Origin of the sequence: Natrinema sp. 1APR25-10V2 (genome assembly GCF_031626495.1) — an archaeon.
In the GTDB taxonomy this organism is placed as follows: Archaea; Halobacteriota; Halobacteria; order Halobacteriales; family Natrialbaceae; genus Natrinema.
Map to the genome: position 1 here is coordinate 319,727 of NZ_JAMQOJ010000005.1, position 13,139 is coordinate 332,865.

Below are 13,139 nucleotides of genomic sequence, written 5' to 3' on the forward strand. Positions count from 1 at the left end.
CGGGCCGTTCGTACCGGTGGCCATGTCACTGACTGCGGGTGTCGTCGCGGTCCAGGGCGACGTATCCGAACACGCGACGGCGATCGAACGCGCCGCGCGCTCCCACGGTCACGAAGTCGTCGTCCACGAGATCCGCGAGTCGGGGGTCGTCCCCGACTGCGACCTGCTGGCGATGCCGGGCGGCGAGTCGACGACCATCTCCAGACTGATCCACGGCGAGGGAATCGCCCCCGAAATTCGAGATCACGTCGCCGCCGGCAAACCGCTGCTCGCGACCTGCGCCGGCCTGATCGTCGCCTCGAGCGACGCCGGCGACGACCGAGTCGACGAACTCGGCGTGATCGACGCGAGCGTCGAGCGAAACGCCTTCGGTCGGCAGAAGGACAGCTTCGAAGCCCCGCTGACGGTCGCGGGCCTCGACGATCCCTTCCCGGCAGTGTTTATTCGCGCGCCCGCGATCGATGCGGTCGGCACCGCGGACGTGCTGGCGACCTGGGACGATCGCCCGGTCGCGGTCCGGGACGGACCGGTCGTCGGGACGGCGTTCCATCCCGAACTGACGACGGACAGCCGGATCCACGGACTGGCCTTCTTCGAAAACGACGCGACGGAACTGCCACTCGAGGAATCGCGGTAACGCCGGTCGCGACGGGAACGAGCCGATCCCGGCCGGTGCATGCACTCGCGACCGGACATGTTTTCCCCCTCCTCGTCAACGGTAGGAGTATGCAGGCATCCATCGACGCGGTTCGCGTCGCAGGGACGCCCCAGGGCCCGGTTCCGGTGGTCGTCCTCGCCGTCGACGGAGAGGACGATGTCGTGCCGATCTTCATCGGGTTCAACGAGGCGACCAGCATCGCCCGGGGACTCGAGGCCGAGGATATCGGGCGGCCGCTGACCCACGACCTTCTGCTCGACGTCATGGAGGAACTCGGCAGCCGGATCGACCGCGTCGTCGTCAACGAGATCAAGGAACGCGACGGCGGCCAGGGCGGCACCTACATCGCGGACCTCCACCTCGAGACGCCCCGCGGCGAGACGGTCATCGACGCCCGGCCGAGCGATTCGCTCGCGCTGGCCGCCCGGACGAACGCGCCCGTCGAGATCACCGAAGAGGTCTTCGAGGACAGCCGAGACGACAGCGAGAAGTTCGACGAACTCGAAGACATCCGCAACGTATCTGGTGACCTGTAGATGGACGACGTGCTCGAGGACCTGTTTGCCGTCATCGAAGACCGAAAGGAAACGCTGCCCGAGGACTCCTACACCGCCTCGCTGTTCACCCACGAAAAAGGCGAGAACGCGGTGCTGGAGAAACTCGGCGAGGAGACGACCGAACTCGTGCTCGCCGCGAAAGACGACGACCGCGAGGAGATCGCCCACGAGAGCGCCGACATCGTCTACCACCTGCTCGTCCTGCTCTCGATGAAAGACGTGGCGCTCTCTGATCTCGAGGCCGAACTCGAGGCGAGACGCTGAGCGGGCCGCGAGACGCGCCGATTCCGATCGACTGCGAACCGCTCACCGGAGCCCGCGCTCGGTGGAGAACGTGTACCTTCATTGTGGGGTAGCTCCCATACTCACTCGTTTCGATACCAACAGGTCGGTCCGCCGACCGGAACGGAAGTGAACGGACGTGTCCGAGGACTCCACGCCAGACGACGCCAGCGCGGCCGATTATCGACAGCTCTCGTTCGTCGCGCTCGCGGCCGTCGCGCTCGTGTTGGCGGCCGCGTTCGCGCCCGGCGCCGCGGTGCCGGCCGGTTCTGAGTCCGGGGGCGACGGGTCGGGGCCGCGCCTCGAGCCCGGCGGTTCGGACGGCGGCGACGGGCCGAACGTCGATTTCGACTGGAAGCGGCTGCTCGAGTTGCTCAACATCGATCGGGGCGAGGGGAACGGGGAACAGACCGAGACCGAAACCGAGACGGCCTGTGTCATCGCCCTGGATCGAACGCCGGTTCCCGGCGGCCAGGTGACGGCGACGATCCGCTACGAGGGAGAGTTACTCGTCGACGCACCGGTGTGGTTCAACGGTCAGCACGTCGGACGGACCGACGAGTACGGTCAGGTAACCGACGAAGTGCCGTACGTGAAGGAGCTACGGATTCGAGTCGGCGCGGAAAGCGACGTGACGTGCCGTGCCGGAGCGAGCACGGCGAGAGAGGGGGTCGCCGTCGGTGCCGGAAGCGGACAGTCGGTGGGAACGACAGCGACGGGAGCCACCGCAGGGACGCTCGTGGCGACACGGGCCGCGGACGGTATCGCGGCGGCGCAGGCGGCAGCCGATGGCGAGGACGAAACCGGGAACGCGACCGGATCGTACGAGGTCACCGGCGAGATCGAGATCGGCGTTTGCGGCGATCCGTACCCCGGCGAGGAGATCACCGTCGACGCAGTCATCGAGGGGATACCGATGCGCGAGGCGACCGTCTCCATCGACGGGACGGCGGTCGGTCGGACGGGCGACGACGGCACGGCGACGGTGACCGTCCCCGACGACGGCTCCGAGCGGATCACGCTCGAGGTCGCCCGGGGGGACTTCTCGGGGACGAAGACGGTCGACGTACTCCTCCTCGAGGCACACCTGCGGCCGGCTGGACTCGCGCCGGTCCCCGGCAGTCCCGGTGCCGTCGCGGCCGAGATCGACGGCGAACCGGTCGCGAACGCCACCGTCACCGTCGGTGGCGAGCGGGCGGGAACGACCGACGCCGACGGACGATTGTCGCTCGCGCTGCCGCGCGATCCGACGACGACGGTGACGGTCAGCACGGGCGATCGGACCGCGAACCAGACCGCGAGCGTGACCCTCCTGGGTGCCTACGGCGGTCCGGCGGCCGTCGCCACGCTCGTTGTCGCTGGACTGGCGGCGTTCGCCTACCGGACGCACGGCCGCCGTGGACCGCTCACCGTCGTCGGAGCCGCGGCGGCGCTGCTCGCGGTACTCGTCGTCGAGGCGTTCTACGGACCGTGGGCCGGGCTCGCGGCGTTGGCCGTCGTCGCCCTGCTCGGGTTCGGACTCGCCGTCGGCCGCTCCGGCGGTCAGCGGCTTCGCGACCGCGAGGTGTCCCCGATCCGCGAGGCGCTGGGCCGGTTCGCGGCGTGGATCGTCGAACGCGCGATGCGGGTCGTCGACCGCCTCGAGGCCCTGGTCGACCGGGGGCGGGCGCTGGCGGCCGCCGTTCGTGCGTGGCTGCGGTCGCTGCCCCGGTCCGCGAGCGGCCTCTGGACGCGGCTCGCGGACTGGCTGCGAACGTGTCCGGCGCGCGTTCGATCGGGGCTCCGACGGGCGCTCGTCGCTGCGCGGACGCTGCCGCTGCGAACGGTTGCGATCGGAATCGGAGCGCTCGCCGTACTCGGCGGGGGCTACGCGGTCGACGGCCTCCGCGGGGCCGCCCTCGTCGCGGGCGGTCTCGCCGTCGCCGGCGTGCTCCGACGACGCTCGGCGGAGCCCGACTCGACGAAGACGGGCGGCGATACAGACGACAGTGGCGAGTCGACGACACCGGAGCCGACGGCGAATACCGGAGACGAAGACCGACGACGCTCGTTCCGCGAACTGTGGCGTGCGTTCGCACGGCGGGTCTCGCCGGGTCGCTGGCGAACGCGAACGCCCGGCGAAATCGAGCGACGCGCCCTCTCGGACGGCTACCCCCGGGAGCCGGTGCGCGAACTGACGACGCTGTTTCGCGAGGTGGAGTACGGCGGCCGGCCCCGCTCGAGCGAGCGCCGCGACCGGGCGGCCGCCGCGTACGACGAGATCGAAGCGGAGCACGACCGGGAGCGGAAGGGGGAAGCAGCGGCGGACTCGCCAGCGACCGAATCAGCGTCCGGGACTGACGGAGGGGAGGTATCGTGAGCCCGCGACGCACGACGATCGTCGCCCTGTTCGGGCTGGCGCTCGTCGCGATCGGAACCTTCCTGGGGGTCGTTCAGAGCGGCGGCTCGGAGGGAGCCGGTGGACTCGTCGCCCTCCTCGTGCTCGTCGCGCTCGGCCTCGGGGTTCGGAACGTCCGCGGCTCGCTCGACGGGACCGCCGACGCGCCGACCGTTCCCTGGGCCGCCGACGAACCGTTCGCCACCCCCGCGCCCGAGCGGACCGATCGCGACCCGCCGCTCTCGAGCGAGGAACTCGCCGGGTTGATCGAGACGGCCGGCGAGCGCGCCCGCGACGAGGGGAGCGTCGATAGGGGGCTCGACGCCGTCCGCCCCGCGCTCCGGACGGCGCTGGTCGACGCGCTCGAGCAGGGCGGCCGCTCGCGATCGGACGTCGAGGCGGCGCTCGCGGACGGAAGCTGGACCGACGATCGAGTCGCCGCGAGCGTGCTCTCGGCCGAGATCGCGCCGCCGGACCGGTCGTTCCGCGAGCGGGTCCGCGCGTGGCTCTCGCCCGAGCCCGTCGTCCGGCAGCGCGCCCGGCGAGCGACGAACGCGGTCGCCGCGGCCGCCGACGAGGCGCTGCCGACGGTGCCGGGCCAGACCGCGCCCCGGACCGTTCCGGTCGTCCAGCCGACCCTCGAGGACCTCCAGCGGGGTGCGGACGGCCGGCTCCAGCGCGCCGTCGAGCCGCGGGCGACCGCTCGCGGACCGCAGCCGCGTCGCCCGCGCTCCGGTGACGAACTCGAGGAGGAGACCGACGACCGGGACGAGAGCGAACGGGACGGCGACGGAGAGAACGCGGAGGTGACCGGCGCGTGAGCCGTCGGCAGCTGCGCTGGCGGGGTGGCGTCGCCGCGACGGTCGCGCTCGCGGTCGCGGGGGTGATCAGCAGGACGCCGGCCCTGCTGCTCGGCGCGGTCGTCCCGCTCGCGTTCGTCGCCACCGGCTCGTTGTCCCGCGTTCGGGTTCCCGACGGCCTCGTCGCGACCAGGACGGTCTCGCCGACGCCCGCGCCGCCGGGCCGACCCGTCACCGTCACCCTCGAGGTGACGAACGACTCCGACCGGACGCTGACCGACGTTCGGCTCGCCGACGGCGTCCCCACAGCGCTGGCCGTTCTCGAGGGATCGCCGCGGGCGGGCACGACGCTCGAGCCCGGCGAGAGTTACAGCGTGACGTATCTCGTCGTCACCCGCCGCGGCGAGTACGACTTCGAACCGCCGCAGTGTCGACTCCGCGGCCTGGGGGCGAGCGCGGTGGCGACGGTGTCACTTCCGGTGTCGGGCGATCGATCGCTCGTCTGTCGGCTCGACGCCGACGCGCCGCCGATCGAGGAGGACGGCAGCGGCCACGCCGGCCAACTCACGACCGACGACCCCGGCGAGGGCGTCTCGTTTCACTCGACCCGGGAGTACCACCCCGACGACCCCGCAGACCGGATCGACTGGCGACACTACGCGAAACGCGGGGCGCTCGCGACGGTCAACTACGAGCGACAGGTGTCGGCGACCGTCGTTCTGGTCGTCGATGCACGCGCGGCGAACCGCGTCGTCGCCGGTCGCGGGCGGCCGACCGGCGTCGAACTCGAGGCCTACGCCGCGACGCGGGCACTGACCGATCTACTCAACTCGGGTCACGACGTCGGCGTCGCCGTGATCGGGCTCGACGGCCCCGGGCCCGCGGGCTGTCACTGGCTCGAGCCAGCGAGCGGGCGCGATCAGCGGACCCGCGGACTCGAACTCCTCCGGGCGGCGGCCGACGGCGACTCGTCGGCCGACTCGGATGCGACGCCGGGCCGGACGCGGGCGGACGTCCGGCGGCTGGACGCACAGGTGCGCAAGGTACTCGAACTCACCCCGTCGAACGCACAGCTCGCGCTGTTTACGGCCGCACTCGACGAGCCGCCCGTCGACGCGGTCGAGACCTGGCGCGGCGCGGGGCTGCCGGTGGCCGTCTGCTCGCCCGATATCGTCCCCGAAAACACCGTCAGCGGTCAGTACGAGCAGACGCGGCGGCGCACTCGGCTGGCGCGCTGTCAGGCCGCCGGCGCTCGGACGGTCGACTGGCGGCGCGGAACGCCGCTGCCGCTGGTCATCGAGCACGCCTTCGCCGCTGACGCGCGGCTCTCGAACACGCGGCTGCTCGGCGGCGGGTCGGCGAACGACGGCAGCGAGACGGCCGGAAGCGGAGCCGCGGCGGAAAGCGACCGCAACGGGCGAGCCGAACGGGAGCCGTCGGCCGGCCGGCGGACGCAGCCGGGGGGTGACGACTAGATGTCGCTGGCCGGCCCGCGACTCGATCGGCCGTCCGCGATCGGCGACGAGGGCCGACCACGGGCGACGAGCCTCTGGATCGCCACGCTGGCCGTCGTCGTCGCCGTCGGACTCGTCGGCGTCGCGATCGGCGAGCCGTCGCTGCTGCCGACGCTCGGGCTTCCCGTCGGGCTGACCGTCGCCGGCGTGGGTCTGCTCGAGCGCGACGGGTTCGTCGACCAGTTCGTCGCGCACGCGCTTCTCTTGACGTTCGGCACGGCGTTCGCGCTGATCGTCCTCCTGGCCCCGTTCGTCGCCGGACCGGGGCTCGCGGTGAGCGGGTGTGCGCTGGCACTCGCCGGGGTCGGGGCCGCCTGGGCCGATATCGGCGGCGAGAAGCTGAAACCCGCCGCGACGGGGACCGTGCTCGGCTACGTCTCGATGCTGGCCTCGGCCGCGGCAGTGACGGTACTGCTCGGACTCGGCTACCTCGGCACGGCGGTGGTGAGCGGGATCACCGGCGTCTCGAGCCCGATCGGGTCGCTCACCGGCTTTCTCGTGGTCGCGGCCGGTACTGCCGGGGTCGTCCGGCTGTCGCTGCGCTGGCTCCCGATTCTGGAGTTGACACCGCGGCGTCGGCGTCCGGTGGTCGAACGCCGGCTCGCAACCCTCCGACAGTATCTGACGTGGACGATGTCGGGAGCGATCGTCGCGATCGTCGTCGTCGCCGTCCTCGTGCTCGGGGGCGTGACGGCCGGGCTATCGGCCAGCCAGTCGGTGCTCGCAGGGGGGCTCGAGGCGCTGTCGTCGCCGATCGTCGTCTGGCCGATCGTCGCGGTCGGCGCGCTGAGCGCCGCCGCCGGCGCAGTCGCGCTCGTCCTGCGGCGCCTCACGCGAGAGGTCGACGCCGACACGACTCGCCAGACCGCCGCGGTCGTCGCCGGGTTCGGATTCTCCGTGCCCTTCCTGTTCGGCCTGGTGCTCCTGATCGCCAGTAACGGAACCGTCCTCGGCCCGGTCCTCCTCGGGGCGGCGCTGCTGATCCCCCTGCTGATCGGACCGCTGGCTGTCGCGTTCGTACTCGGGGGCGGCGTCGTCTGCATCGCCCTCGGCATACTGCCGTCGCGAGCGACCGGGCCGGCCATCGCCGCGGCGGGGCTCGTCGTCGCCGCGATCGGCGTCGCCGGCGTGAGTGCGCTCCTCGCCTTCGGCTGCATCGCCGCCGCGGTCCTCGTCTGGGACCTCTCGACGTTCGGGCTCGGGGTAACGGCCGAACTCGGCCACCTGCCCGAGACCCGCCGGCTCGAGCTGTTCCACGGAGCCATCGCCGTCGGCGTCGGGATCGCCGCCGTGGCGGTCGCGACCGGCCTCGAGTTCCTCCGAAGTGGCGCCTTCGCGGGCGTCAGCGCAGCCGGTGCTGCGTTCGTCGTCGTGGTGGGCGTGTTACTCCTGTTAGTTCCCCTCCGCGGCTAATCGGCTTCGGCCCGGCGCGAGAGGGGAGGCTTCTTGGTCATCTAGCGTCACTGTCGTGTATGGACGAGACGAACGCGACGCCCGACGACGCCGCACGCACGGTCCGGCGCGTCGTCGAACGCATCGAGAAAGCGGCGGTCGTCGACCGCGAGGTTCTGCAGACCATGCTCGCCGCCGTACTCGCCCGCGGACACGTGTTGCTCGAGGACGTGCCGGGAACGGGGAAGACGGTCACCGCCCGGGTGATCGCCGAGTCGATGGGACTCGAGTTCAAGCGGATTCAGTTTACGCCCGATCTGTTGCCCTCGGACGTGACCGGCTCGATGATCTACGACGAGCAGGCCGGCGAGTTCGAGTTCGCCGAGGGGCCGGTGTTCACGAACGTCGTGCTGGCCGACGAGATCAACCGCGCGCCACCGAAGACTCAGGCCGCGCTGCTCGAGGCCATGGAGGAGCGACAGGTCAGCGTCGACGGCACGACCTACGACCTGCCCGAGCCGTTCGTCGTCGTCGCGACCCAGAACCCGATCGAGCAGGAGGGCACCTTCCGGCTGCCCGAGGCCCAGCGCGACCGCTTCAGCGTCAAGACGTCGCTGGGCTACCCCGACCGCGACGGCGAACTGGGGCTGCTCGAGCGCCGGGCGAACCGCCGGTCGCTCTCGCCGAGCGTCGATCCGATCGCGAGCCCGGAGGCAGTCCGAGTACTCCAGGACATGACCGAGGACGTCACCGTCGACGAGAAGGTCCGCGGTTACATTATCGATCTCGCGCGGAAGACCCGGGCCGACCGACGGGCCGACACCGGCGTCTCGCCGCGTGGTGTTCAGCGCGTCTTCGAAGCCGTCCGCGCCGCGGCGCTGATCGACGGCCGATCGTACGTGACGCCGGACGACGTCAAGCGCCTCGCCCGGCCGACGATGGCCCATCGGATCGTCCTCACCACCGAAGCGACCGTCGAAGGCGTCGAGAAACGCGCCGTCGTCCGCCACGCGGTCAACGCCGTGGACGTGCCTGCGGTCGCGCCCGGGAGCGACGAGCCCGAAACGGACCCCGAGACAGGGGCGGCCGCCGATCCGGAAACGGACGGCGTGCGCCGACCCGAGGATAGCTCCGATGCTGGCGCCGAGCCCGAAGCCGACTCCGCTCCACCTCGGAATCGATAAGCGAGCGAATCGACCCTAGCGCTCCGCAGCAGGCGTCCACTCGCGGTCGGTCGCGCCGACGTACCGCGATTCGGGGCGAATCAGCCTGTTGTCCTCGAGTTGCTCGAGACAGTGAGCCATCCAGCCGGCGACCCGCGAGACGGCGAACGTCGCGGTGAACAGTTCTTTCGGAACCCCGACGCCGTCGAGTAGCGCGGCGGTGTAGAACTCGACGTTCGTGTCAAGCCGGCGGTCCGGGCTGTGGGCAGCCAGTTCCTCGACGGCGACGGACTCGAATTCCCGGACGGTCTCGAAGAAGTCGCCGTCTGCCGACTCGGCGTAGAGGCGTTCCGCGGCCGACTCGAGGACCGCCGCTCGCGGATCGCGGACGCGGTAGACGCGGTGACCGAACCCCATCAGTCGCTCGCCGGCGGCCAGCTTCGCTTCGACGTAGCCGGCCGGGTCGCCCAGCTCGTGGACCTCCCGCAGCATCTCGAGGACGGGCCCCGGTGCGCCGCCGTGGAGCGGTCCTTTGAGCGAGCCAACCGCGGCGGTCGCGGCGGAGACGAGGTCCGACTCGGTTGAGACGACAGTTCTGGCGGTGAACGTCGAGGCGTTGACGCCGTGATCGACGACGGTGGAGAGGTAGGTCTCGAGCCCGCGGACCGCCGCGTCGTCGGGTTCCTCGCCGGTCAGCATGTGGAGGTAGTTCGCGGCGTGGCCCAGGTCGTCGCGCGGCTCGATCGGCTCTTCCCCCCGCCGGTAGCGCCAGTAGGTCGCGACGATAGTCGGGACGACGGCGACGAGTCGCCGGGCGAGCGTGGCAGGATCATCATCCACGAGCCCCAGGTTCGCGGCCGCGACGCCCATCCGGAGTGCGTCCATCGCGGGTTTCTCTTCCGCGGCGGCGCGCCGGAGCACCGCCCGAACCTCGGGACAGATCTCGCGACGGCTTGCGAGATCGGCACGGAAGTCGGCCAGTTCCGCGGCCGTCGGCAGCCGGCCCTCGAACAGGAGGAAGACGCTCTCCTCGTAGGTCGCGTTGGCCGCGAGTTCCTCGATCGGGAACCCGCAGACGGTCAGTTCGCCGTTCTCTCCATCGATTCGACTCAGTCCCGTCTCCGCGACGGTGATCCCCTCGAGCCCGGGCCGTATCGTCTCGTTCATACCCGAAACGAGGAGCGAACGATATGTAAGCGCTTGGAGCAATATCGTTCCCCCTCGAGCCGAGCCTGATGACGGTCGATCGTCGAGGGGTGTGGACAGGACGGCGGATTTCCGGAGTCAGGGCGCGCCGGCCGTGTCCCGATAGCAGCGGTGACGGGGCTGATTACGGCCGTTTCGCGAGAAGATCGGCTCCGGACATCCCACCGAAACCGGGCGAAGCTACCGGGGAACGCAGTTTCTCCCCGCCCGCCGACGCGTTCGGTCGCTCAGTCCAGGAGGTCCTCGAGGAGCCGCTCGTCGGTCAGGACTGTCTCGACGACCGATCGGCCCGCGTCGGTCAGCCCGTAGCCATCCTCGCCCCTGACGACGAAGTAGTCCCGAAGCTGGCGCAGGTGGTAGTTGAACCGGCCCTTGTCCTCGATCGACGACGATGCGCGAAGCGTCGAGTAGGCGACGGGGTCGTCCCGGTCGGCCAACAGCAAGAGCAACTCGAGGCGGTCGGGCTCCGAGAGGACGGCGAGCGTTTCGGAGACGGGCTCGAGCGCCGTCGATCGAACCGGATTGCGGACCAGCGAGTCCCCGGCGACGTGACGGTTCTCGACGGGGGTCCACGCCGTTTCGCTCGCGCCGACGTACTGGCTGGTCGGGCGGACGAGGTCGTCGGTCTCGCGTTGCTCGAGGCAGTGGGCCGCCCAGCCGCCGACCCGCGAGACGGCGAACGTCGCGGTGAACAGCTCCGTCGGAAGTCCGAGTTCGCGGAGCAAGGCGGCGGCGTAGAACTCGACGTTCGGCTCCGTCCCGCGCTCGGGGGCGCGCTCGGCCAGCACGTCACCGGCGACGGTCTCGAACTCGCGAACGGTCTCGAGGAAGCCGTCGTCGCCCGTCGCCCCGACGAGTCGTTCGGTGGCTGCCGAGAGCACCGTCGCTCGCGGATCGCGGACCTGATAGACGGGATGACCGAACCCCTTGATTCGCTCGCCGGCGTCCAGTCTCTCGCGGACGTACCGCTCGCCGTTGCCGGAGTCGTGGACCGCCCGGAGCATCTCGACGGTCAGCTCGAGCCCGCCGCCGTGGCGCGGTCCCTTGAACGTCCCGACGGCGGCCGTCACCGCGGAGACGAGGTCAGATTCTGTCGACATGACGGTTCTGGCGGTGAACGTCGAGGGGTTGAGCCCGTGTTCGAGCAGGGTTACGAGAAAGGTCTCGAGGGCGGGGGTCTCGGCCTCGGTCGGCTCCTCGCCGGTCAGCATGTACAGGTAGTTCGCGGCGTGGCCCAGGTCGTCGCGCGGCTCGATCGGCTCTTCTCCCTGTCGGTAGCGCCAGTAGGTCGCGACGATCGTCGGGACGATGGCAACGACGCGCTCGGCGGCCGTTCGCGGATCCGTCTCGTCGGTCTCGAGAGTCGCCGCCGCGACGCCCATTCGGATCGCGTCCATCGCGGAGTTCCCCGTTTCGGCGGCGCGCTCGAGTAGCTCTCGGACCGCCGGCGGGAGTTCGCGGCGACTCGCGAGGTCGGCCCGGAAGTCAGCTAGTTCCTCGGCCGTCGGCAGCCGGCCCTCGAACAGGAGGAAGACGCCCTCCTCGTAGGTCGCGTTCGTCGCGAGTTCGTCGATCGGATAGCCGCCGACGACGAGCTCGCCGCGCTCCCCGTCGATGTCGCTGAGCGCGGTTTCGGCGACGGTGACGTACTCGAGTCGGGGGTCGAAGACCGACGGTGACACGACGGCTAGAGGATCGGAACCGGCCGTTGTAATGGTTTGGAAGCGGGTCAGTCGCTGACCGCGGCACCGACGACACCGGCGACCGCGCTCTCTATGGCCATCACGATCGATATCGTGACGGCGAACAGGAAGATGCCGATACCGGCAGCGCCGGAGACCGCGCCGCCGACGGGGCCGAGCGCGAGGCCGGCCACGCCGACGGCGACGCCGACGAGCAGGCCGCCGATGATCCCGCCGAGCGAGCCCGCGAGCAGTCCGTGCCAGAACCCGCTTCCGAGCCCGCCGCCGGCCATGTAGCCCGCGACGAAGCCACCGAGCAGACCCGCCGCGAGCTGGCCGATACCCGGAACCACGAGTCCGACGATCCCGAGGACGGTCGCGACGACGAACCCCACGAAGACGGCGCGCCAGTCTGTCATGCGATACCGTAGGACGGCGGCAGACATAAGCTCGCGGCGGCCAACGGACGCCCTTTTATGGTCACGCGTTCTATTCGCGAGCATGATTTTCGAAGACCTTCCGACGACGCCCACGTCGGAAGAGCTGATCGACAAGGCGTTTTCGCGGGCGGCGCGGGCCGGGAAGGCCAAGGGCGGCCTCGAGGCCCAGCAGTCGATGCTCCAGACGGCGGCCAACATCATCTCCGACAACCTCGAGAACGTGGTCACGGCGTGGCCGGACTTCGAGTACGAGGACGACGTCCACCCGTTCTACTACGAACTGGCCGACGCGATCGTCGACGTCGACCGGCTCCGCCAGAGCCTCTCCGAGGTAATGTGGGCCAGTCGGAAGGCCCGCGAGATCCACGAGGAGTACCAGCCGCGGCTGCGCAAGACCGACGTGGACACCGCGCGCAAGCACCGCAAACAGGCGTTCGCCCGGCTCGCAGACATCGTCGAGCAGATCGACGACGAACTGCTCTACATCAACGAGTCGCGCAACGACCTGCGCGACCTGCCGGAGATCGACCCCGACGAGCCGACGATCGTCGTGGCCGGCTACCCCAACGTCGGTAAATCCTCGCTCGTCAACGATGTCACCAACGCCCGCGGCGAGACCGCATCCTATCCCTTCACCACGAAGGGGATCGGGCTCGGCCACTTCGAGCGCGATCACATCCGCTACCAGATCGTCGACACCCCCGGGCTGCTCGACCGCCCGCCGCAGGATCGCAACGAGATCGAATCGCAGGCGGTCAGCGCCATCGAACACCTCGCCGACTGCATGCTCGTGATGGTCGACCCCACCGGAGAGTGCGGCTATCCGATCGGCTCGCAACTCGAGCTCCGGGACGCGATCGCGACCCGGTTCGACGACGTGCCGGTGCTGACGGTCGCGAACAAGGCCGACCGCTTCGAGGCGGACGAGCTAGACGAAGCCGTCGCGGCCGATTACACCATGAGCGTCGAGACGGGTGCGAACGTCGAAGCCGTGATCGCGGCCGCCGTCGAGGCGATCGATCACGAGCCCGAGTTGCCGTTCGAGGGGTGACGGCCGTCGATCGGCGG

General features: G+C 70.5%; 12 protein-coding genes. 9 read left to right on the forward strand and 3 right to left on the reverse strand.

Annotated elements, in window-relative coordinates:
- Positions 1-22 precede the first annotated feature (22 nt).
- The 8 genes from pdxT to NDO75_RS17505 all read left to right on the forward strand — a co-directional run bounded on the left by pdxT (position 23) and on the right by NDO75_RS17505 (position 8,764).
- A complete protein-coding gene (pdxT, locus tag NDO75_RS17470; RefSeq protein ID WP_310907893.1) occupies positions 23-637 on the forward strand; it encodes a pyridoxal 5'-phosphate synthase glutaminase subunit PdxT in 615 nt (204 codons plus the stop codon).
- 89 nt (positions 638-726) lie between these two features.
- Positions 727-1,194 (forward strand): bifunctional nuclease family protein, encoded by a 468-nt coding sequence (locus tag NDO75_RS17475; protein ID WP_310907894.1) that lies wholly within the window; start codon positions 727-729, stop codon positions 1,192-1,194.
- Entirely contained in the window at positions 1,195-1,479 is a 285-nt protein-coding gene (gene hisE, locus NDO75_RS17480) for a phosphoribosyl-ATP diphosphatase (RefSeq protein ID WP_310907895.1), read from the forward strand. It begins immediately after the preceding gene.
- Between the two features lie 157 nt (positions 1,480-1,636).
- On the forward strand, positions 1,637-3,856 hold the full coding sequence (locus NDO75_RS17485; protein WP_310907896.1) for a DUF4129 domain-containing protein: 2,220 nt from the start codon (positions 1,637-1,639) through the stop codon (positions 3,854-3,856).
- Positions 3,853-4,695, forward strand: a complete 843-nt coding sequence (locus NDO75_RS17490) for a hypothetical protein (protein ID WP_310907897.1) — start codon at positions 3,853-3,855, stop codon at positions 4,693-4,695. Before NDO75_RS17485 ends, NDO75_RS17490 begins: the two co-directional genes overlap by 4 nt.
- Positions 4,692-6,149: a DUF58 domain-containing protein gene (locus NDO75_RS17495; protein ID WP_310907898.1), complete on the forward strand. Its 1,458-nt coding sequence runs from the start codon at positions 4,692-4,694 to the stop codon at positions 6,147-6,149. Before NDO75_RS17490 ends, NDO75_RS17495 begins: the two co-directional genes overlap by 4 nt.
- The gene (locus NDO75_RS17500) at positions 6,150-7,601 is read left to right on the forward strand and encodes a hypothetical protein (protein WP_310907899.1); all 1,452 of its coding nucleotides are present in this window, start codon (positions 6,150-6,152) and stop codon (positions 7,599-7,601) included.
- Between the two features lie 59 nt (positions 7,602-7,660).
- A complete protein-coding gene (locus NDO75_RS17505; protein ID WP_310907900.1) occupies positions 7,661-8,764 on the forward strand; it encodes a MoxR family ATPase in 1,104 nt (367 codons plus the stop codon).
- A gap of 15 nt (positions 8,765-8,779) precedes the next feature.
- Here NDO75_RS17505 and NDO75_RS17510 read toward each other — a convergent pair whose 3' ends face one another.
- From NDO75_RS17510 to NDO75_RS17520, 3 genes are all read right to left on the reverse strand, one after another.
- The gene (locus tag NDO75_RS17510; protein WP_310907901.1) at positions 8,780-9,910 is read right to left on the reverse strand and encodes a citrate synthase; all 1,131 of its coding nucleotides are present in this window, start codon (positions 9,908-9,910) and stop codon (positions 8,780-8,782) included.
- Between the two features lie 266 nt (positions 9,911-10,176).
- Positions 10,177-11,631, reverse strand: a complete 1,455-nt coding sequence (locus NDO75_RS17515; protein WP_310907902.1) for a citrate/2-methylcitrate synthase — start codon at positions 11,629-11,631, stop codon at positions 10,177-10,179.
- 47 nt (positions 11,632-11,678) lie between these two features.
- Positions 11,679-12,050 carry a DUF5518 domain-containing protein gene (locus NDO75_RS17520; RefSeq protein WP_310907903.1) on the reverse strand — a complete coding sequence of 124 codons (372 nt, stop codon included), beginning with the start codon at positions 12,048-12,050 and terminating at the stop codon, positions 11,679-11,681.
- A gap of 82 nt (positions 12,051-12,132) precedes the next feature.
- Here NDO75_RS17520 and NDO75_RS17525 point away from each other — a divergent pair, with 82 nt between their 5' ends.
- Complete coding sequence (locus NDO75_RS17525; RefSeq protein ID WP_310907904.1) at positions 12,133-13,122, forward strand: NOG1 family protein; 990 nt, start codon at positions 12,133-12,135, stop codon at positions 13,120-13,122.
- Positions 13,123-13,139 lie beyond the last annotated feature (17 nt).